The organism is Chlamydia ibidis 10-1398/6 (assembly GCF_000454725.1).
GTDB lineage: Bacteria > Chlamydiota > Chlamydiia > Chlamydiales > Chlamydiaceae > Chlamydia > Chlamydia ibidis.
Genome location: NZ_APJW01000001.1, coordinates 188739 through 209611, shown reverse-complemented (window position 1 = coordinate 209611; position 20873 = coordinate 188739). Strand labels below are relative to the sequence as shown.

Below are 20873 nucleotides of genomic sequence, written 5' to 3'. Positions count from 1 at the left end.
ATCTAAAAAAATATTGAGCAATCAGAATTTGAAAAAATTCCCTACTTCTCTCAGAAAAAAACACTTTACCTTAACTTCATAGTAACTGTGATGAACCCTATAAATGTTAGCGTGAACAACACCCATTACTTTTTTAGGGTCTCTACTACCCTACTGTAACTACTTCACCAAAAATCTAAATACTTGGATGCTGCATATGAAAAGTAAGAAGTTTCCCAAAATACTTTTGCACGCATTACTACCACACACGAATTTTATCTGGACAATACCCTAAGACCACTGATCGCAAAGAATTAGTGCGATCAGACTTACCCAAATCCTTCCTACACATTAAATTGGGGGTTATTTTTCTTAAAAAAAAGAGCCGCAAGTATAATATTTCTTTCCCTTAAAAATAAGCAAAATAGAAAGAACCTGGATAAAATAGTTTGGTTTTTTAATTGCCTATTATCCATGTTTTTTCATACATTTGTTGTAAATCTTTATACTTCGGACATTCACGACATATTTTCTGCGTTTATCGTTAGAAAGGTTTTTGAGTGGTTTTCGGAGTACTAACAAAGGAGAAATATATGAAAAAATTAATCTTTGCTCTTCTTCTCGCTGCTGCTGCAGGACAAAGCGCTATTGCTTGTGAGCCTTCTGAAAAAACAGAGGAAGTAACAACAACATCAACAACAGAAGAAAATGGAACAGAAGAGAGCAATGGCAGTTCTGAGTCTTCAGAAAGTTAATAAATTTTCTCTCTTCTATAGAAACAGGGGGACACCCCCTGTTTGTCAGCAAATCACCTTGCTTAATAACAATCTCCTGATATCACAGTAAGATCTCATCCTTTTGTCTGGGTAATAAGTAAATACCAGAAAATAGGATTACCAGGCCTACAGCCAAAGATAAAATTGCAACCGGAACTGGGGCTATCCCTAGAGAGCTGCAAATCGCAATAAAAGAACTTGAGATGATGCAATTAGTAAAACTGGCATATACAGCTCCTGAACCGCATAGAGAGACCACAAAACCCAGGATAGCAATCATGCTCGCGATTTCGTAACGAGCGCGCACAGAAAATCTTGCTTTCCATGATATACAAAGCCTATTGCATAAGCCAACCTGGAGGGAAACTTGGCGGTTAATGTAGGGTCTGTCCATAAAAATAAGGTAGAAATTAAAAGAACACTGACATAAAGCAAACACTAACTATTGTATTTTAATCCATAAAATTTGATTAATTTTCTAGATTTCTTATAATCTCTTTTCTTTAACTCTCCATATATACGTAAGCCTTTAGCATTCATTCCTTGCTGAAAATAGAGTATCCCTAGTTTTGTCATAGTCTCTACATCTCCAGGTTTGAGTTTAAGAATCATTTCGTATTCCTGAATTTCTTCAAGTGGCATTTGTAGATCATGGTAACTGTAGGCTAACTGAGCATGCACCCAAGTGTTTCCTGGGACATATTCATTTAGAATCTTGAACTCTTCTATTGCCAATCTTGAAGTAGAAAAAAATTTTTCTTGCACTTCTTCATCATAACGCCCTGGAGGAACCCAATAATTAGAATCAAATTCAGGATATTTTCTGGGATCAGCATATAACCCTGATAAAGCGACATAGGCATCAGCCAAAGATACATGGGCACTCATATCTGTAGGTGACGTTTGGACTACTTTGAGATGCGCATGAACTGCTTTTTGTAATAAGCACTCGCGAAATAAAAAATAATCTTTCCAGAAACAAAAACAGCTAAACTTTCTCAGAAAATCATGATGAGGAAGCAAAGGTACTATGCTAAATAATAACTTGTATTCTTCATTTTGTAATTCTATGGATAACTTCGTAGCCTCCGAAGCAATACGAGTTTGTTCCTGTATGATATTTTGTTTCGCTTCCAATAAGGAACGTACACCCTCCAAATACCATGACACCAAGTTTTCGAAAAACTCTTGCTTCTTAGATAAGAAATACAGGCGCACCACAAGAAAAAGAAAAAAAGTTAAAAAGAAGCAGGATAAACAAAACGCGGGAACCAAAGTTTTCTCAGAAAATAGGAAAAAATACAGGAATATCCCTAATTCGGCACACATCAGTGCTATGCAAACAGATGTGAATAGTACTTGTCCAGTGAGGTACTTACGCAATCGCTGGTGAACCCTTTTGCATAAAGCTTCCAAATTCAACTGAACATTGTGTAGTTGCATCTACTTCATAAACCTATGATAATTTTCTAGGAAATTATGCTATTAATTGTTTTAATTCGGCAGTCTGAATATCAAGCCCGTCTTGTTAATTCAAACTAGAACCATTCTCTCCTACATAAAAACTGTTACCTTGCCACAGCCATGCGTCCAGCCTATTTATTAGCAAACTTTGGTGGTCCGCGTCATCAAAAAGATGTAGAAAACTTTCTAGTTTCCCTGCTTACAGATTCATGTGTAACAGGCAATTTCCTCCCTCCCAGCTTACACAAAAAATTATTTTCTTTTATTGCAAGACGAAGATCGCCTAAAGTTACTCTGCAATACTTGCACATCGGTGGTAAATCTCCGATATATCAAGATACCGAGTGTCTCGCTAAACAGCTAGAAGATCGATTGCTCTGCCCTGTAATACCCTTCCACCGTTATCTTCCAGACACACACGAAACAACCCTACAATCTCTTTCTCGACTTGAGGAGAATAGACAAATTATAGGCGTTCCTATGTTTCCCCATTTTACCTATGCTGTTACAGGGAGCATCGTAAAATTTTTTCATACTCACGCAAAAAAACACAATATTTCTTGGATAGCACAATTTGGGAATCACCCTAGTTACATATCGGTAATGGTAAAGCATATTCAGCAATTTCTACTAACCCATGAAATCAGTAACAAAGACTGCTGTTTATTATTTTCAGCACACGGTCTGCCATTACGCTATATTCGCAACGGAGATCCCTATGATATGCAATGCGAAAAATCCTTCAAATCTCTGATAAATAACTTAGGTGATATGGAATCATATCTCTGCTACCAATCCAAATTTGGTCCAGGGAAATGGCTGCAACCTTCAACTAAACATATCTGTAAAACACTACACACCAAGAAGCGTAACATTATTATAATCCCATTTGGGTTCATCTCTGATCATATAGAAACCTTATATGAGATAGAAGAAGAGTATCTGCCTATACTCGATAAACGAGGCTATCGTGCACTGCGACTGCCAGCAATTTATAGTTCTCCCCTATGGATAGACTATCTTATTAGAATTATAACTGGCTCGCCAATAACTTCTTACCACAACTTAATTAAAACCTAAGGGAGACGATATTGCTGCTTAATCGCTTGGTATTTTCCGGAACGCTTAATTTTTAATAAGCCAGAATTAAAACCTTCTATCAAATCATTTTTGTTGTCTCTTAAGACAACCAATCGCAAACCTTCTTGGTTTAGAGGAGGGGAAATAATTTTGAGTCTTCCTCTGTAGGCTGTATCAATCAACGCTGACACCTCAATAACAGGAGCTAATAAAGCATCATAACAATGTGACGTTAAAGCCTCTAGGGCAACAGGAACATGTTGGTAGGGAACAACAACTGCTTCTGGGACATCCTGAGCAACCAAAACTGAAGAATCAAATTTATAGACACCAATAAGCTTACCACGAAGATCTTCTAAAGACTTGTAGGGGGCATCTTCACATACTACCAGCACCGGTCCTGTCATTAGAATAGGTTCGGAAAACTGATAGTGATCTAACATCTCCGCAGTTGGGAAAATTGATGTAAAAGCTCCTGACGTCTTTCGATCATCTAAATTTTCGAATAAGTGAACCCAATCTTGGTTAACGATGGTGATGTTTAGACTTTCCTTATAATTGATCTCTGAAACGAGATCGTTAAGGAACCCATTAATACTGGCTGTATAGATACCAAATTGTTTAGGGAACCATGTAGTATCTCTTCCGACAGTTTCTTCCCTACCCTCCCTAGAACAGCTAGACACGAGTAGAAATAATAAACAAAGAAAAGGCAAAAAACTTAGCTTACAGAAAGATCTGATTTTCACAACAACTTACGCCTCGGATTTTCCAGCCCTATTTTTCGCATCATATTCTAGAAAAGAAATTTTTATCTAGTGGCGTGTTCCAATGTTCATAATTACGAAAATCATTATTCGTTATATCCAAAATTAAAAAAGTTTTAGATATAGTTTCACAGAAATATAACTTATTAATGATAAACTAGTTTAATTCCTGAGAACAACAAGAAAGATATTCCGATAGAAATGTGCCCCCTAATTTCCTCCTATTCTTGAGATATAATCCCGCGACTTCAATCGGATCAACAGATGCATTCTCTAAGAATAACATACCTTGATCATCTAATAGCTTACCTGAGACAATGTCTGATAAAATTGAAGATATATAGTTATTGTCTAAATTATAAGGCGGGTCAACATAGATAAGATCAAAAGAAAAGCCTTTCTTTGCAAGTCGTTGAACAGCAGAACGAACATCTTGTTTGATGATAAAAACAGGAAGATCTGTTGATAACAAATCGCAATTCGCTCGAATTAGTCTTACCGCCTGAGGAGAATTATCAACAAAAGTTACAGAAGCAGCCCCACGACTTAACGCCTCTAACCCCATAGACCCTATACCGGCAAAAAGATCTAGAAAACTAGAGTTATCAAGATATGATGCACAGATATTAAATACTGCTTCCTTAACGATCCCGCAAGTAGGCCTCACTGCATGATTTGTGAATGTTTTAAAAGACTTCCCTTTATATTTTCCGGCTAAAATTTTCACATTACTACCTTAGGAACAAAATCTAAGTAATCAGCAGCTATTAAACTATATTCGATACCTCTTATGCATCCAAAACCTTGAAGAGGTTTCTGTACCTTATGAAGATGCCCGAACAAACATTTACGAACTCTACCATTTCGTTCTAACATCTCAGATATTGGGCCAGAAGACCCATCACTACTAATAGGAGGATAGTGCGTAATCACTATAATTTCTTGAATATCGTCTGTGATAGCATCCAATGCTCTTTGTAAGCGCATCTGTTCTCTCAAAAAGATTTTCTCATCATGTTCTGTATGAATCTTATGTTTAATATTTTTCGAGCTCGCAAACACCCGAGAATCAATACAAATTGTAGGGTGCTCCCATAATCTCACTCCTACAACAGCTATGTTTGCATCCAAAACAGTATAGCCTTGAGATAAATAACGAATATTTTTTGCAAGAACTGTTGATAATTTCCTGGTTGATGCTGAACTCCAATAATCATGGTTCCCTCGGATCATAATTTTGGTTCCAGGTAGACTGCTGAGGAAATCGAAATCTTTTTTAGCATCTTCGATATCCATTGCCCAGGAAATATCACCAGCTAGTAAAACATAGTCGTCATCTCTAACTTTGGCAGTCCAATGATCATATATTTTCTGATGATAGTTGGTCCAAGGATCACCAAAAATCTCCATAGATTTCTCTGGGATACCTAAAGCGAGATGAAGATCTGCTAAACCATAAATCTGCATAGTAATGGATACCATTTAAATAGTTCTCAGAGAACCGAGTAGTTTATAGTTTTACTTAGGAAAACTCAATTATTTATCTGGCAACCATATATTCAACTCTATAAGGATAAACGCTTTTAACCTAAGAACATAAGATCTTTTATTCACATACCTAGATCTTATGTTCTTACATTTAGAACACATAATTATCTGGAATCTGTGTTCCTTTGGGAATAATGACGATCCCATCTCGAACTACTAACTTTCCATCGGGAGAATTATAATTTTTGTGACCGTGCTTGTTTACTAGTTGTACTGCATTTCCTATCTGGCAATTTTCATCGATAATAGTTTTGTAAATCTCACAGTCACTCCCAATCCCAAAAGAATCGTTTGTAGTAATTCCGTAACGATCATTACCCATAACTATAGAATGATCGATAACTGAATTCTTACCGATCACACCTCGAACTCCTACAACGCTATTAGCTACTTTGCTAGATTCGATTACAGAGCCTTCGCATAACAAGGAACTAGAAATCATAGAGTCAGAAACAATAGCTCCTGGCAAGTGGTGATTCTTACTATATACCATGCCATTATCATCATAATAATTGAGACCTCGCTGCTGGGGATGAGGTCTTTGTGTTAAAGCAATATTTGCTTCATAATACGATTCTATTGTCCCGATATCTGTCCAATATCCATCATATAGAAATGCTCTTACTTTCCCCCTCTTCATTTGTTCTTGGATAAGATCTTTCCCGAAATCATCCCCTGTTTCTTCTCTAAGTAAGCGAAATAGGCTATCTTTACGGAATAAATAAATCCCCATGGATCCTAAAAAATTACCATGTTTGGGATCCAAATGATGCTTTAAACAATCAAGTTCTGATAAACAAAAACGATTCAGTATATCTTGATCTTGCGGCTTTTCGTAAAAGCCTATTAAATTAGCATCGTCATCAATCTGCAAGACTCCCATTCTTTTAGCATCTTTCTCCTGGATTAACTGGGAGACTATCACCATATCTGCCCTGGAAGACACTGCATAATCTACAATAGTACGAAAATCCATATTGTAGAGTTGATCCCCAGAAAGTATGAGAAAATACTCAACATTTATGTCTTGCAAATATAAAAGATTCTGACGGATAGCATCAGCTGTTCCTTTATACCATATTTGATTTCCATTACGTCCTTCTGGAACTAACAAATGAATCTGATCTTGTAATACCCCGTGATAGAAATAAGTTTTGAACAGGTGTTGCTGTAATGTATAGGTGAGGTACTGTCCAATTACAAAAATCTTAGAAAAGCCAGACACAATCGCATGTGAAATAGGAATGTCTATAAGTTTGTAACGTCCCCCGAAAGATACTGTCGGCTTACATCGCCAAGAAGTTAGAGGAGACAGTCTCTTCCCCTCTCCTCCACATAGAACAATTACACCTACTCTATCCCTATAAAAATAAGGAAGTTCACTATGTACGGGAAATCCCTGAAATTCGTTCTCAATCATTTGCCTGCCTTATATAATAATGATTTTAAATTAGAATTATATAAAAAGGCTAGACAAACTAATTAAAACTAAATTCTTAAAAAGTAAGATTATGTTTTTAAATGAAATAAATCTTCATTTCTTATTACGTTGATTCTAATAATTGGGCTGCTATCGATGCTTCTTTTCCACGAAGATAGTCTCTTGATAACAGAGTTTGAATTAGCTCATTTAATGTAAAAACAGATCTCAATTCGATACCTGCATTAGACAAGGCTTCCCGGCCTCCAGATTGCCTATCTAAGAAAACTAGGGCCTCACGTACGTAAATTCCTTCATTTTGTAATACCGATGCTGTTTCTAATATGGATGAGCCAGAAACAACTACATCGTTAATTACAAGACAAGTTTGACCTGGTTGAAAAATTCCTTCTATTTGTTTCTCAGAAATACGGCAGGCATTACTTTTGATCACCATAGGAATATTGTACTTTAAAGATATAGAAGTCGCTAAGGTAAGTGCTGTGTATGGCACCCCACATAACAAACTGCTATTATATATAGGCTTGAGACGCCAAATTAGCGTTGCCATAATTTGCAAAACTTCGGGACAAGAAATAACAGCACGCATATCCACATACACTGGCGTGATTTGTCCATTTGGCAAAGTAAACTCCCCAAACTTAATCGCTTGTAGTTGATACAATCCAGATACTACATTATCACGTAATTCCTCTTCTTCTAGACTGATCATAATTTTGACCCTCAAGTTTTTGACAAAATACAAAAAATACACTTATAAGCCATAGATTATGCTCATACGTATATTTATAGGAATTCCTTTGTCTCGAGGAATAGACATCCCCATGAGTTCGCAATTAACTATAGCGACATTTAATAGAAAAAAATTTCTAGGTATCTATAGTTCTGAGAATATGGAAGCAATCGTGAGAGATATAGCTCCCTTACGTGATCATGTTGAGTCTCTACTAGGCGATATTTCGAGTTCACAGAACTACCAGTATCAAGAAAAAAACTTATATATTTTCCCCGATATTTTAATAGGAATCTGACGTTCTCATAGATCAGTGATCATAGAACAAAGAATTCTTACCTCTAGTCCTCTTCCTTACCTGGCTCAAATACACATACCAAACTTCAGAAAACTACTGAAACAAGAGGACTAGGGAATATAATCACGCTAGCTAATCCTTAAGGGATAAAAGGAACTCAGCATTACTATTTGTTTTTTTCAATCTACCCAAAAGTAAATGCATTGCATCTATAGCTGTGAGATCTGCAATAGCCTGACGGAACAAGTAGACCTTTTCTAATTCACCGGGATGATATAAAAGCTCCTCTTTACGAGTACCACTCTTAATCAAATCGATAGCAGGATAAGTCCTACGATCAGATAACCGCCTATCTAAGACAAGCTCCATGTTCCCTGTACCCTTAAACTCTTCGAAAATCACTTCGTCCATACGAGAGCCAGTATCAATCAGAGCAGTAGCTAAAATTGTTAATGATCCTCCACCCTCTATATTTCTCGCAGCACCGAAAAACCGCTTAGGCTTATGTAGAGCGCTAGCATCAACACCTCCTGTTAAAATCTTACCAGAATGTGGTTGTACGGTATTGTATGCACGAGCTAAACGCGTAATAGAATCTAAAAGGATAACTACATCCTTACCATGTTCGACTAATCTACGAGCCTTCTCTATTACCATTTCTGCCACTTGGATATGACGTTCCGGCTGTTCATCGAACGTAGAAGCTACTACTTCTCCCCGAACCTGACGAATCATGTCTGTTACTTCTTCTGGACGCTCATCAATTAACAAAACAATTAAGACGATATCAGGATTATTAACAGCAATAGCATGTGCTATGCTTTGTAAAATAACAGTTTTACCGGAGCGTGGAGGAGCCACGATCAAACCTCTTTGTCCCTTTCCAATAGGAGCCGTTAAATCTAAGACTCGTTCAGCAAGGTGTTCTTTCCCCATCTCCATAACGATTCTTTCATTAGGGTATAAAGGAGTGAGATTCTCAAATAAAACCCGTTCTTTTGCCTTATCAGGAGTCGAACCATTAATTTTATCTACTTTCAATAAAGCAAAATATTTTTCTTTTTCCTTAGGAGAACGGATAGTCCCAATGATTGTATCTCCCTTCTTGAGATCAAATCTACGAATCTGCGCTGGGGAAACATAAATATCTTCTGCGGAGGGCAGATAATTGTACGTAGGAGATCGTAAAAACCCAAAGCCATCCGGAAGAACTTCAAGAACTCCTTCTCCAATCAAAAGCTCGTCAGAACGCTCAGACTTCGCCTTTACAATCTCAAAAACAACTTGGGACTTCGTTAGAGATCCAATATTTTTCACACCATATTGACGAGCTAAAACGTTCAACTCATCAATCCCCATCCTTTGTAATTTGGCTATCTTTGTAATGGTTACAGGTTGTGCAGACTCATCTGTTTCCTGAGCAACTACTGCACATTCTCCCACCAAAGCTTTCTCTTGAAGCAAAGGACACGACTGCTTTTTATTCTCCTTCACCTTTGGCAAGACTTCTGAAGAACGCTCTTCTTTCATAATGCTCCCTTTAAAGCGTAAAAATATTCTTCAACTTTATGACGTAAATCTTCTTTAGTACCGTTGTTCTCGATAACAATATCTGCTCGCATTATCTTCTCTTCATGAGCGGAAAAACGGGCACATCTCTGATAAAACTGTAAATCAGAAAAACTAGTCTTTTTTATAAATCTGTCTCTACGAATGTTCTCATCTGCTGTAATCAGAACTACACGATCAAACCAATCCGCATAGTGTATTTCATACAGCAAAGGCACCTCAGCGATAAAAATAGGGTATATCCCCTCTTGAGTTACCTGACAATATTGCTCCTCAATAATGCGACAAACTTCTGGATGCAAAACAGCTTCTAAAGCTTGCAATAAAGCAGGATTACCAAAAACACGATCTGCTATAGCCTTTCTGTCGAAAGAGTCACCAGTAACTACTTCTGGTCCTAGAAGATCAACAACACGACGACCTATGTGTGTATGAGGAATAAGGAAACTATGCGAAACTTCATCAGCACTAACTACATAAGCACCTAACTCCCGGAATATCTGACAAGCTTCAGTCTTTCCCGAAGAAAGATCCCCTGTAATAGAAACTTTTAGTGACTTTAACATTCTGCCCAATTTTTTCCAACCAAGATATTCACAACCAAAGGCACAGACAACACCATAGCAGACTCCATAATCTCAGGAACTAGAGTCCGCATTTGCTCCATCTCATTCTCGGGAACTTCAAATAGTAACTCATCGTGTATCTGTAAAAGCATCCGACTTTTCAATCGATGTTTCTTCATCGCTGAGGAGATTTGCAACATGGCTAATTTAATCAATTCTGCTGCACTACCCTGTATACGAGTGTTCACAGCCAGACGTCCCGAAGCAGAACGAGATCCAGAAAGTTCCTTCCAATTATCAATAATTCGTTCCCTGCCTAAAAGTGTAGTTACTCTTAGGTCTTGAGAAGCTTGCTCAATAGTATGATTGATAAACTCAAGCACTTTAGGATAACGTTCAAAATAAGCCTCTATTAACCCCTGTGCTTCGCCAACGCTGATGTGTAATATCTTGGATAATCCATAAGCTTGTTGACCATAAATAATACCAAAATTTACTGTTTTCGCTTGCTTTCTTTGTTCTCTAGTTACCTCATCTAAAGGCACATGAAACACTTGTGAAGCAGTAAAAGTGTGGATATCCTCTCCAGATTCAAAAGCAAGTCTTAGCGAATCATCTCCACTAAGGTGAGCTAAAAATCTTAGCTCAATTTGAGAATAATCTGCTGATAAAAAGTACTTATCTTCTGAACCAGTGCAAAAAGCCTTTCGAAGTAATCGTCCTCTTTCTGAACGTGTAGGAATATTCTGAAGATTAGGATCCTGGCATGCTAATCGTCCTGTTACGGTTCCTGTCTGATTAAATGTTGGATGGATTCTTTGTGTATTAGGATCAATTTGCTTAGGCAATGCCTTAACATAGGTAGACAACAATTTCTCAACCGTACGAAAACATAAAATTTTATCAATAATCGGGTGTTCTCCCATTAACATCTCTAAAACTTCGGCTTTCGTAGATCTAGATTTATCCACTGGTTTTATTTGTAAAATATTATATAAAATATCAGATAATTGCTTAGGAGATTTAATATTAAAAACTTCTCCAGCCAATGCATAAATCTCATCACTGATAACTACTAACTCTCGTGATAAAATCTCCTCCAGTTCCTCTAAAGCTAGGATGTTTATAGGCATACCAGCCCTTTCCATAGAGAATAATACCTTTTCTAAAGGCATCTCCACGTTTAAAAAGATATCTCTCATTTTTTTCTGATCTAATTCAGATAATAAAACATCCTTTGTCTTAGGAAGATGCGCAACAAATTCGCCAAAATACTGAGCAACATTATTAGGAAAATTTGTAACGGGTAAACTAAGAGCGCTCCATTCTTTTACAAATAAGCTGGCAGCGTCTATCAAACCTTGATTTACCAGTAAAGTTTGATAAGAAATTTTTGCTCCCCCATGTACCAAATGATCTGCAAGTGCTAAATCATAAATGATATTTTTTACATAAATATTAGAATTTCTCAGAGCATGGTTGTCTCTTTTAATATTATAACCGTAAAAATATGTGTCTTCATGTGCAAAAAAACATTGTAAAATGGGGACCATTTCCTCGCGATATCTTACGAGATCAACATAATAAACGTTGCCATCACCACAAGTTAAAGCTACTCCAAACATTTCCAAAGTAAGAAGACTTTTACCCAAGTAAGAAACAGAAAATGCGACTTCCTTCCCCTTAAGAGAATTCAAAATACGAGACAGTTCTTGAGGATCCGTGATTCTTTCTATTTCACTATAAGTAGTTTCTTTGTCCCCTTTACGTACGAAAGTCTTAAAGCCTTGACGCATGTAAAAAGCATTTAACTTATCTTGATCTACACAGTACTGTGGGAAAACAAAACTATCACATGACTTAGGAATACTAATCGAATAATTCAGCTGAGCAAGTTGCTTACTCATTTTAAGAATAGCTTGTTGCTCCTCTATCATGGTTCGGTTAGCTCCTGATAAACCCTCTATATTCTCTAAGATACCTTCAACGGAACCAAATTTTTGTAGTAAAGTAGCGGCTTTTTTCGGGCCACAGCCAGATACTCCAGGAATATTATCCGAAGTATCGCCTACTAGAGCGAGGTAATCTGCTATGCATTCTGGAGGCACTCCATAACTGTCTATCACATTCTGGCGAGTAACTATTTCTTGTTTTTTCCAAGGATTCAAAACAGTTACACGCTCACTAACCAGTTGCAGTAGATCTTTATCTGTAGAGCATATACAAACGTTATATCCTTGATCTACAATTTGCTTCGAAAGGCTAGCAATTACATCATCGGCTTCCACAGAATCCACTTCCAAATAAGGAAGCCCCACAAGATCACAATACTCCTTAACCAAAGTGATCTGTTCCATCATGCCTTTAACTTTTTCACGATGACTCTTGTACTCTGCAAAAATATCACGGCGACTTTTTTTATTATCAGGGCCATCGAATACTGCGACCATGTGACTAGGAGAAAAGTCTTTGACAAGTTTATTAATTGAACGGATAAAACCGAACACGGCTTGTGTAGGATCACCAGAAGAGTTTTTCATTTCTGGCAAAGCAAAATATGCCCTAAAAATAAATCCTGAGGCATCTAGAACAAAAACCTTACGCATACTTTTCTCCGCAAAACATGAGCATCTAGCCAACTAAATAAGAAAAGGACTGCTGTTGATCCATTTCAGAAGGCAATTGAACTTTCAATTTTCCCGTAATTAAAGGACTATTCGCTGACGAAGATACAAATTTTTTCAGCCAATTGTCTTGTACAGTCGTTACAACACGATAGTCATCAGAAATTCCGCATACTTGAGCTAAATCTCGAATTACTTGTTGCTGCGTAGCATTAATAACATCGATATAACCTTCTTCTAAAGCTTTTTGTGGGGGATACAAACGCGCTCCTAATACATTTTCTAATTTTTCCTTTGTTAACATTGGGCGGTGACTAGAAACCACCTCGACGAATTGACCATACAGATAATCAATAATCCCTTGTCGCGCCTCACGTTCTTCCGAAGTCCATGGCGTATAAGGATTCATAGGAGCCTTACACTTTCCTGAAGAAAGCAAATCGCTCTCCACACCATAACGATTTAGTCCTTCTTTAACGTTGAAATATGGCCCAGAAAGCACCCCTACAGACCCAATTAGCGAAGCCTGAGTTGAGTAAATACGATCAGCACCACATGCTACATAATAGCCTCCGGAAGCACATAACCCATTAACAAAGACGTACACAGGACAACGAGTAATGGATTTCCAGAACTGTAAAGAAGAATATATTCTAGCAATCTCAAAAACTTCTCCCCCAGGACAATCCATATCAATGATAATGCCTTTTACCCGTCCCTTAAAAGGAGACTTATCTAAACTATTCAAAGTATTCTGGATTGTTTTCGCAGTTTGCTTATTAGAAGATATAGCATCTTTCATCTCAATAACGGCTAAAATAGGAGCAGTTTTTCCTAGCTCTTTGATCTTCCCATCAGCATCAGGCAAACTGATAAATCCGTTACTTTCACCAATACTAGAAGTAACGACAACTAACATGAAGAATAAAGCTAAAATAACCCCTAAAGACAACCCACAGATAGACAAGAAGCCTTTAGATAAAAATTTCCAAAATGTTTTCATAAACACCCATACAACGGTCGAACAAAATCAAAAGACAAATATAACAAGAAGGAAATAAGACCAAAAATGAAGATTTAAAAAGAAAGGGCTTGTACAAGCCCTTTTGGCTACAAAGTAACTACTTCTTCCTTAGAAGAACTATCAGCATCCACAGGAGCATTAGAAACGGATCGCGAAGATGTTGCAAGATATGCAGAATCATCTGAGATCGCTGCCGACTCTCTTTCTCTATATTCCCTGCCTATATAAGCAACGACTGCAATCCAGGCAACCATTATCACCAATAAGACAATGGCAATAACATTCAAACTTGCAGCTACGGAAGAAAATATAATCAGAAGCCCCTGATAGATTAATGAGCCACCAGATTTCCCGACTCGAGACACCACACCATCAATCGCAGCCTTGCCATAATTTTTTTCATCATTAGGCAGAGGGATAAAAGCCATTTCTTTTGTCTGGTCAAAGAAACTAAATTTTGCTCCTCTGGATAAAACGTTTTGCATACCGCCTATCCAGGCAGCGATCATTAAAGGTGCTGTCTGAGACAAGCCGCCAAAGATTCTAATATCTCCTCGAACAGCGAAAACTACTCCGAAAAATAGACTGCCAGTAACTAACAATACTAAAGGAGTCGCCATAGCTCCAAAGGTCCATCCCCACCTACGAATACTTTGTCCTGACATAAAAATAGCTGTGAGGACTGACACGACACCTATCAAAGTTGTAATCCTACTCATATAGCCATTAAATTCTACACGTGTGGTATAAACTTGACTTACCTGATCTTTCCAAACGACTTCGAACAAATGAATAACGAGATTGTAAGACAGAACTATGATAGCGATACCAAGAAGGTAGCGCGAACGAAGAAGGCACATGAATAAACTCTTAGTTTTTGTCTTCTTACCTTTCTTTTTCGCTTTAATCGAAGCAATGCTTTCCTCTTGTTCCGAGCAATCCGATAGATCACAGCTAGAATACTTAGTTATGGAGTGAACTTTGTAGTACAACCGAATCATGCAGAGGCCGCCTAACACAACTAAAGTTGTCAAAATAAGCATAACCTCGTGCCAACGGTCTTTCACAAATGGAAGATGAATTAGCGAGTATTGCCCCAACCAATAAGAAGTCTCACCAGCAAATATCGAGGATAGGTTTAAACCAGTGTTAATTAAGGCATAAAATCTTCCAGCCTCTTTGACATTTGTTACTTCATTAGCAAAACCCCAAAAGAGAGTAGAGAGCACTACAGAACTCCATAACTCGGACATGACGTAGTACAAACTATAACTCCAGTAACGGATCATTACGATAAATCCTCTTAGCCCCTCAGGCAAAATATCCTGTAGCTTATCACCAATATAGTCCAGGTGAATAGCATCTCCCATAGGATAAATGACTACGGCAAAAAGCAGAAAGAAACCTAGGAATGTGCCTACGAAGGAATAAAAAACGGTATCCCTGGGATACCGACTACTTAACCATCCATAGATCATGGTAACAATAACAGCGCCGGGGACCGTCCCCCAAACCTTCAAGAACGGGATTACCTCTGCACCTGCACCCGACCCTACTACTACCAACGTATCTTTCATACTCTTGAGAAGACAGTAGTTGAAACCTACGAAGAAGGCTAAACCAAAAAGAGGAAGAAATTTCGGAAACTCTGATCGGTAAATGGGACAGAAATACGCCCGTAGTCTTGAAAAGGGTTTCACTTCTGATGACTGCATAAGCTCCTTCCCAATATTATAGTGCGTAACAAATAGAAAATTAAAAAGTTATGCCCAAGAGATCCCGCAATCTTATTGCTATGGCGATGCTGCTTAGAACGCAAACGACTAGGCATAATTAAAAGACTTTAATAAAAGTAGAGGGCGATATTATAACCAAACGACACCTAAAATACAAGATGTTCCTATGATCAACTAGAGTCAAAATTCTACTTGCATATTTAATCTAAGCACCTCTTTTTATAATCTATTATTCTTTCTAAGAAGTAGAGCAAACCTAGAATAATTAATGGTGTTAACCAGGTAGCTGGAATACTCATCCCAGCTGTAGCCCCCAATAAAATAGCGAACTGCGCAAATGTAAAGATCTTGCCGCAAGCAAGCGCGCTGCAATCGTACCCCTTCCATCCACGCACACTAGAAAGATATACAGCGAATAAAACTAAGAAGAGATCGCGAGAGAAAATAAGAACTAGATGAGCAAGGGAAAGAGAACCCTCCCAATAAAGCATAGCAACGCAAACAAAAACAAAAAACTTATCTGTAGCGGGATCTAATATAGATCCCAGGCGGCTGGTTGCTTTATATCGACGCGCAAGATACCCGTCTAAGATATCACTGGCCATTCCTCCAAGAATGGCCAGAAGACGGAAGTAGACTGTCTCACAACAAAAGAATACAGCTAGCCCTACTCGCGACAGAGAAAGAAAATTGCAAAATTGTCTCATCATTGTGACTAACGTAATCTTTGCTAGAAGACTTAATACTAGTTAAAAGAAGGCATTATAAAGCAAACTAGGTCTAGAGGCAAGTATAGAGTTAATCCCTACCCCTCTGATGGCATTCTCTTCTTTAAGAATCACCTTACAAGCTTTCATGTATATTTTAGAGAAAAAATTTACAAAAACAAAGATTAGCCAGCTTTCTCAAGAGAACCCTAAGAAAAAACGGAAAGAGAGGGATTCGAACCCTCGGTACCCTTTAGGGGTACGCGTCCTTAGCAGGGACGTACTTTCGACCACTCAGCCATCTTTCCTTAATAATCACGTAAACGCATGCAGGTGGCGCACCCGCAAGCATATAGCATAGACAAAGATTAATTTCTTACAAGGATAATCCCACTATGAAATAAAAAAACTATGCTTGTTCTAGAATCTTAACATACCTACTTTATTTGTTATCCTACTCTCTGTATAATCCTTGGTTGTCTTTGAATACGGCCCCTGGGAAACTTTTCATTGATTTTATTTTAAGTACGTCTTAGGAAAGCACGTACATCGTTGTAACTCTAGTGAAATGCTAGACAGTAGTAAGTTAATGGTATTACCGTTGGAAACTTATGTCCACCAAGCTTGAAAAAGATCCTACTCTTCTTCCTTCTGCTCCTAACTCTAAGGAATCAGAAAGGATTGTTCTTGGTTGCATGTTAACCAACATAAACCATCTAAATCTCGCAGCTAACCAGCTGAATGAAGATGATTTTTACTACCTTGAACATAAGGTTATCTTCCGTGTATTGAATGATGCTTTCAAACACGATCGTCCCATAGATATCCATCTTGCTGGTGAAGAACTTAAGCGTAAGAATCAGCTATCTGTAATCGGCGGGCCTACTTATCTGATCTCACTAGCTAACTATGCAGGAACAGCAGCTTACCTTGAAGAGTATATCCAAATCATTTTATCTAAGTCTGTCTTAAGGAAAATGATCTCAGCAGCCAAGGAAATTGAGAAAAAAGCTGCTGAAGAACCTAAAGATGTAGCTGTAGCTCTGGATGAAGCCCAAAATGCTTTGTTTAAAATCAGTCAAACTACCTCATTAAGCCCCTATGTGTTAGTAGCAGATAGGTTACGAGGTTTGACCTCTGCGGAAGATAAGCCTTTTCTTGTTGAACTACAGGAAAAACAGGAAGCCTTCCTAAAACATGCTCATTCTGGACATGCTTTACCCATATCGGGGATTCCGACTCACTTTATCGACCTAGATAAAATGATTAATGGTTTTTCTCCTTCTAACCTTATGATTTTAGCGGCACGACCTGCAATGGGAAAGACCGCTTTGGCATTAAATATTGCCGAAAATATGTGTTTTCAAAATCGACTTCCTATCGGAATTTTTTCCTTGGAAATGACTGTAGATCAGCTCATTCATCGTATTATATGTTCCCGAGCAGAGGTTGATTCCAAAAAAATCCATCTTGGTGATCTTTCTGGTCATGATTTTCAACGTATTGTGACAGTAGTTAATGAAATGCAAGAGCACAAACTTTTAATCGATGACCAGCCAGGACTCAAAGTAACAGACCTTCGGGCTCGTGCACGTAGAATGAAAGAAAGTTATGACATTCAATTTCTTATTATTGATTATCTTCAGCTGCTTTCTGGTTCTGGAACTCTACGATCAGCAGAAAGTCGTCAAACAGAAATAGCGGAAATTTCTAGAATGTTAAAAACTCTGGCACGAGAGTTGAATATCCCGATCCTTTGTCTATCTCAGCTTTCCAGAAAAGTTGAGGATCGCGCTAACCATCGTCCGATGATGAGTGATCTTAGGGAAAGTGGAAGCATTGAACAAGATTCTGATTTAGTCATGTTTTTATTACGACGCGAGTATTATGATCCTAACGATAAGCCTGGCACAGCTGAACTGATTGTTGCTAAGAATCGCCACGGATCCATAGGTACTGTTCCTTTAGTTTTTGAAAAAGAACTCGCACGTTTTAGAAATCATGCGGCTTTCGAGTTTTCTGAGTAGCCTTTTCTATTCGCCCAATAATAAAAATGGCATTTCTTTTGCTTTCTTAAATCATCACAATATGACGTACAAATCCGTATTTAGATCAAGAGAACGCCCGAAACTATTTTTTCTTACTTGAGAACCTAAGACAAGAACTCTTTTCTGTGCTATAGACACGAATGTCTAATTAAATTTAGAGGTATTCCTTTGCGGCGGCTCTTATCGGCAATTAAGCTGCATCTGTCTTCTCTGTGGTCAAGCAACCCCTCTCCCCTTCTTCCTAATAGCTATGATAATTACTCTCGATCCATGCTTTTGTTGCTTTGTCGACTAAAAGATGCTGATCTCGTTGAATGGCAGTACGCGTGTAACACTCTATCTGAAGTATGCAGCAGGATGAGTAACACAATTCTATTAGATAAGCCTTCGGCATCATCTTCTAAAGATGCTCTTACTGACTGGGAAAATAAATATCTTGAACTAAAAAAAGACTATTTATTTCGCGATGAACAAAGACAACAACAAATTGAAAAACTACAAAATGAAAATAGTTGGCTACAAAACCGTCTAGCAGAAAAACTACAACAAGCACGTCATCAAAACGATATTATTGATGAATTAAAACGAGATCTTGTTGAAAGTATACAACAAACGGAAATCAGTGAAGGACGCCGATTATGTTACGAGCATAAAATTAAGGTCCTAGAAGAACAGATAGACAAACTAACAACTAAATTCTCAGAATCTGAAATATATTAGACTATGTCTGATTGGATATCTTAGGTATGCTTTAGTGAGTGTTAGACAAATAAAAATACTGATGTAAACTCATTCTTGGTATCTTTCTATTATGGAAGAAAATTCCTAGGTCACAACTATTTGAACATTAATATTAGGACCCAATCAGGTTAGATAAAGTTAATGCCACAATTAATCATGGGAATCGATCCAGGGACACAGGTTACTGGGTATGGAATCATCGCGGTAGAAATGCGCTATCAAATTCGTGCTCATAGCTATGGAGCCATCCGTTTATCTCCTAAGAAAGATCTAGCAAACCGCTATAAGCAATTATTCTTAACTATTTCTGAAGTGATAGAAAATATTCAACCAGATGCCGTAGTATTAGAAACTCAATATGTGCATAAAAATCCTCAAAGTACTATTAAACTTGGCATGGCAAGAGGAATTATTCTACTAGCTGCCTCTTTAAAAAATATTCCCGTATTTGAGTATACGCCGAATGTTGCTAAAAAAGCTGTTGTTGGTAAAGGTAATGCTAGCAAACAACAAGTCCAACTCATGGTTAGTAAAATACTTAATATTCCTGATATTTTAGATGCTAAATTTGAAGATGTTGCTGATGCTTTTTCCTTAGCAATATGTCATACCCACGTAGGGGCTTTTTCTTCTATCATTGGAGCGTAATAGTGTACGACTATATTCGTGGAAATCTTGTTTATGTAAGTGCCAGCACGATAGTTTTGGAATGCCAAGGTATCGGATTTAGTATCTCAATCACAGAACGATGGCTTGCAGAATTATCTAGCCAATTACAAAGTAATATTCTCTCGTATACACATACTATTGTTCGTGAAACAGAGCACACATTGTATGGGTTCCCTTCTCGCGGAGAACGTGAATGCTTTCGTATTCTTATCTCATTTGCAGGAATAGGGCCAAAAACTGGCTTAGCCATTTTAAACCGCTTTCCTTTGGCGGAACTGTGTGTAATAGCCAGATCTGAAAATATTAAAGCAATTGCTTCTGTCCCTGGTATAGGGAAAAAAACTGCCGAAAAGCTTATGGTAGATTTAAAACAAAAGCTTGCAGACTTATTACCTTTAGATTCCACAACATCATCACCAACATTATCTAAATTCTCTTCATCTGTTTTGGATGAGGGTGTAAAAGCCCTATCGGCTTTAGGATATACAAAAACTATTGCGGAGAGAATGCTTGCGGAAGCAATCAGAGAATTTCCTGGCTATACTTCCCTGTCAGAAATTTTACCTCTTGCTCTAAAAAAGAACTTGCAAACCACTAACAAGAGCTAGACTTTCCTTAGAATCGTGATATAATTTCCTCACATTTACTTCATTTTTGTTTAAGGAGATTTTATACGTATGGAACAAACGCTATCTATCATCAAGCCTGATTCTGTGAGCAAATCTCATATTGGCGAGATTATTGCGATTTTTGAAAAATCTGGATTGCGTGTAGCTGCTATGAAAATGGTCCACCTATCTTCTAAAGAAGCAGAAGGTTTTTACGCCGTACACAAATCTCGTCCTTTCTTCCAAGAACTCGTAGATTTTATGATTTCTGGTCCTGCAGTTGTTATGGTTCTTGAAGGAGAAAATGCCGTTGCACGCAACCGTGAACTCATGGGAGCAACAAATCCTGCAGAAGCGACTCCAGGAACGATTCGATCGCAATTTGGGGAATCTATCGGTATCAATGCTGTACATGGTTCCGATAGTCTAGAAAATGCAAGAATTGAAATTAGCTACTTCTTCAGTAAAACAGAAATTATGAATGCCAGCAAGTAA

At 37.8% G+C, this 20873-nt stretch carries 21 protein-coding genes and 1 tRNA gene; 8 read left to right on the top strand and 14 right to left on the bottom strand.

Translation table 11 applies throughout. The annotated features are described in order from the left end of the window. The first annotated feature begins 572 nt into the window (after positions 1-572). Entirely contained in the window at positions 573-734 is a 162-nt protein-coding gene (locus H359_RS05135; RefSeq protein WP_020370858.1) for a hypothetical protein, read from the top strand. Between the two features lie 82 nt (positions 735-816). Here H359_RS05135 and H359_RS01010 read toward each other — a convergent pair whose 3' ends face one another. Beyond that, a complete protein-coding gene (locus H359_RS01010; protein WP_035392415.1) occupies positions 817-1149 on the bottom strand; it encodes a hypothetical protein in 333 nt (110 codons plus the stop codon). Between the two features lie 44 nt (positions 1150-1193). Further along, positions 1194-2198 (bottom strand): tetratricopeptide repeat protein, encoded by a 1005-nt coding sequence (locus H359_RS01005; protein ID WP_020370856.1) that lies wholly within the window; start codon positions 2196-2198, stop codon positions 1194-1196. Between the two features lie 141 nt (positions 2199-2339). On the opposite strand from H359_RS01005, the gene hemH reads away from it, so the two are divergent. Beyond that, positions 2340-3299 (top strand): ferrochelatase, encoded by a 960-nt coding sequence (gene hemH / locus H359_RS01000; protein WP_020370855.1) that lies wholly within the window; start codon positions 2340-2342, stop codon positions 3297-3299. Here hemH and H359_RS00995 read toward each other — a convergent pair. The 5 genes from H359_RS00995 to H359_RS00975 form a co-directional block, all read right to left on the bottom strand. Then, positions 3296-4048 carry a transporter substrate-binding domain-containing protein gene (locus H359_RS00995; RefSeq protein ID WP_020370854.1) on the bottom strand — a complete coding sequence of 251 codons (753 nt, stop codon included), beginning with the start codon at positions 4046-4048 and terminating at the stop codon, positions 3296-3298. The genes hemH and H359_RS00995 overlap by 4 nt on opposite strands. Before the next feature lie 175 nt (positions 4049-4223). Further along, positions 4224-4793 (bottom strand): 16S rRNA (guanine(966)-N(2))-methyltransferase RsmD, encoded by a 570-nt coding sequence (rsmD, locus tag H359_RS00990; RefSeq protein ID WP_020370853.1) that lies wholly within the window; start codon positions 4791-4793, stop codon positions 4224-4226. Continuing rightward, positions 4790-5533: a metallophosphoesterase gene (locus tag H359_RS00985; RefSeq protein WP_020370852.1), complete on the bottom strand. Its 744-nt coding sequence runs from the start codon at positions 5531-5533 to the stop codon at positions 4790-4792. Before H359_RS00985 ends, rsmD begins: the two co-directional genes overlap by 4 nt. Before the next feature lie 172 nt (positions 5534-5705). After that, on the bottom strand, positions 5706-7034 hold the full coding sequence (gene glgC, locus H359_RS00980) for a glucose-1-phosphate adenylyltransferase (RefSeq protein WP_020370851.1): 1329 nt from the start codon (positions 7032-7034) through the stop codon (positions 5706-5708). A 124-nt stretch (positions 7035-7158) separates the two neighbouring features. After that, positions 7159-7767 carry an orotate phosphoribosyltransferase gene (locus H359_RS00975; protein WP_020370850.1) on the bottom strand — a complete coding sequence of 203 codons (609 nt, stop codon included), beginning with the start codon at positions 7765-7767 and terminating at the stop codon, positions 7159-7161. 58 nt (positions 7768-7825) lie between these two features. Here H359_RS00975 and H359_RS00970 point away from each other — a divergent pair, with 58 nt between their 5' ends. After that, positions 7826-8086 (top strand): hypothetical protein, encoded by a 261-nt coding sequence (locus H359_RS00970; protein ID WP_035392260.1) that lies wholly within the window; start codon positions 7826-7828, stop codon positions 8084-8086. 132 nt (positions 8087-8218) lie between these two features. On the opposite strand, the gene rho is transcribed toward H359_RS00970, so the two are convergent. From rho to H359_RS00935, 7 genes are all read right to left on the bottom strand, one after another. Continuing rightward, positions 8219-9616, bottom strand: coding sequence for a transcription termination factor Rho (rho, locus tag H359_RS00965; protein WP_020370848.1), 1398 nt, complete (start codon positions 9614-9616; stop codon positions 8219-8221). Further along, entirely contained in the window at positions 9613-10221 is a 609-nt protein-coding gene (coaE, locus tag H359_RS00960) for a dephospho-CoA kinase (RefSeq protein ID WP_020370847.1), read from the bottom strand. Before coaE ends, rho begins: the two co-directional genes overlap by 4 nt. After that, entirely contained in the window at positions 10215-12827 is a 2613-nt protein-coding gene (gene polA, locus H359_RS00955) for a DNA polymerase I (protein ID WP_020370846.1), read from the bottom strand. The genes coaE and polA overlap by 7 nt, the downstream gene beginning before the upstream one ends. 25 nt (positions 12828-12852) lie before the next feature. Next, a complete protein-coding gene (locus H359_RS00950; protein WP_020370845.1) occupies positions 12853-13848 on the bottom strand; it encodes a S49 family peptidase in 996 nt (331 codons plus the stop codon). A 107-nt stretch (positions 13849-13955) separates the two neighbouring features. Next, positions 13956-15584 carry an NTP/H+ exchange transporter Npt2 gene (npt2, locus tag H359_RS00945; RefSeq protein ID WP_020370844.1) on the bottom strand — a complete coding sequence of 543 codons (1629 nt, stop codon included), beginning with the start codon at positions 15582-15584 and terminating at the stop codon, positions 13956-13958. Positions 15585-15805: 221 nt separating this feature from the next. Then, positions 15806-16312: a CDP-alcohol phosphatidyltransferase family protein gene (locus tag H359_RS00940; protein WP_020370843.1), complete on the bottom strand. Its 507-nt coding sequence runs from the start codon at positions 16310-16312 to the stop codon at positions 15806-15808. Positions 16313-16532: 220 nt separating this feature from the next. After that, a tRNA-Ser gene (locus H359_RS00935) sits at positions 16533-16620 on the bottom strand. A 303-nt stretch (positions 16621-16923) separates the two neighbouring features. On the opposite strand from H359_RS00935, the gene dnaB reads away from it, so the two are divergent. The 5 genes from dnaB to ndk all read left to right on the top strand — a co-directional run bounded on the left by dnaB (position 16924) and on the right by ndk (position 20873). Next, positions 16924-18339 carry a replicative DNA helicase gene (gene dnaB, locus H359_RS00930; RefSeq protein WP_020370842.1) on the top strand — a complete coding sequence of 472 codons (1416 nt, stop codon included), beginning with the start codon at positions 16924-16926 and terminating at the stop codon, positions 18337-18339. Positions 18340-18528: 189 nt separating this feature from the next. After that, a complete protein-coding gene (locus H359_RS00925; protein WP_020370841.1) occupies positions 18529-19080 on the top strand; it encodes a hypothetical protein in 552 nt (183 codons plus the stop codon). A 162-nt stretch (positions 19081-19242) separates the two neighbouring features. After that, positions 19243-19749 carry a crossover junction endodeoxyribonuclease RuvC gene (ruvC, locus tag H359_RS00920; protein WP_020370840.1) on the top strand — a complete coding sequence of 169 codons (507 nt, stop codon included), beginning with the start codon at positions 19243-19245 and terminating at the stop codon, positions 19747-19749. Between the two features lie 2 nt (positions 19750-19751). Then, positions 19752-20378 carry a Holliday junction branch migration protein RuvA gene (gene ruvA, locus H359_RS00915; RefSeq protein ID WP_020370839.1) on the top strand — a complete coding sequence of 209 codons (627 nt, stop codon included), beginning with the start codon at positions 19752-19754 and terminating at the stop codon, positions 20376-20378. A 69-nt stretch (positions 20379-20447) separates the two neighbouring features. Further along, positions 20448-20873: a nucleoside-diphosphate kinase gene (ndk, locus tag H359_RS00910; RefSeq protein ID WP_020370838.1), complete on the top strand. Its 426-nt coding sequence runs from the start codon at positions 20448-20450 to the stop codon at positions 20871-20873.

What these genes read in the sequence shown, in the direction of transcription:
- ndk (WP_020370838.1), top strand. Translation starts at nt 20,448, where the DNA reads ATGGAACAAACGCTATCTATCATCAAGCCTGATTCTGTGAGCAAATCT.
- rho (WP_020370848.1), bottom strand. Translation starts at nt 9,616, where the DNA reads ATGAAAGAAGAGCGTTCTTCAGAAGTCTTGCCAAAGGTGAAGGAGAAT.
- ruvC (WP_020370840.1), top strand. Translation starts at nt 19,243, where the DNA reads ATGCCACAATTAATCATGGGAATCGATCCAGGGACACAGGTTACTGGG.
- hemH (WP_020370855.1), top strand. Translation starts at nt 2,340, where the DNA reads ATGCGTCCAGCCTATTTATTAGCAAACTTTGGTGGTCCGCGTCATCAA.
- H359_RS00950 (WP_020370845.1), bottom strand. Translation starts at nt 13,848, where the DNA reads ATGAAAACATTTTGGAAATTTTTATCTAAAGGCTTCTTGTCTATCTGT.
- H359_RS00970 (WP_035392260.1), top strand. Translation starts at nt 7,826, where the DNA reads ATGCTCATACGTATATTTATAGGAATTCCTTTGTCTCGAGGAATAGAC.
- H359_RS00940 (WP_020370843.1), bottom strand. Translation starts at nt 16,312, where the DNA reads ATGAGACAATTTTGCAATTTTCTTTCTCTGTCGCGAGTAGGGCTAGCT.
- polA (WP_020370846.1), bottom strand. Translation starts at nt 12,827, where the DNA reads ATGCGTAAGGTTTTTGTTCTAGATGCCTCAGGATTTATTTTTAGGGCA.
- H359_RS00985 (WP_020370852.1), bottom strand. Translation starts at nt 5,533, where the DNA reads ATGCAGATTTATGGTTTAGCAGATCTTCATCTCGCTTTAGGTATCCCA.
- H359_RS01005 (WP_020370856.1), bottom strand. Translation starts at nt 2,198, where the DNA reads ATGCAACTACACAATGTTCAGTTGAATTTGGAAGCTTTATGCAAAAGG.
- glgC (WP_020370851.1), bottom strand. Translation starts at nt 7,034, where the DNA reads ATGATTGAGAACGAATTTCAGGGATTTCCCGTACATAGTGAACTTCCT.
- dnaB (WP_020370842.1), top strand. Translation starts at nt 16,924, where the DNA reads ATGTCCACCAAGCTTGAAAAAGATCCTACTCTTCTTCCTTCTGCTCCT.
- H359_RS00975 (WP_020370850.1), bottom strand. Translation starts at nt 7,767, where the DNA reads ATGATCAGTCTAGAAGAAGAGGAATTACGTGATAATGTAGTATCTGGA.
- coaE (WP_020370847.1), bottom strand. Translation starts at nt 10,221, where the DNA reads ATGTTAAAGTCACTAAAAGTTTCTATTACAGGGGATCTTTCTTCGGGA.
- H359_RS01010 (WP_035392415.1), bottom strand. Translation starts at nt 1,149, where the DNA reads ATGGACAGACCCTACATTAACCGCCAAGTTTCCCTCCAGGTTGGCTTA.
- npt2 (WP_020370844.1), bottom strand. Translation starts at nt 15,584, where the DNA reads ATGCAGTCATCAGAAGTGAAACCCTTTTCAAGACTACGGGCGTATTTC.
- H359_RS05135 (WP_020370858.1), top strand. Translation starts at nt 573, where the DNA reads ATGAAAAAATTAATCTTTGCTCTTCTTCTCGCTGCTGCTGCAGGACAA.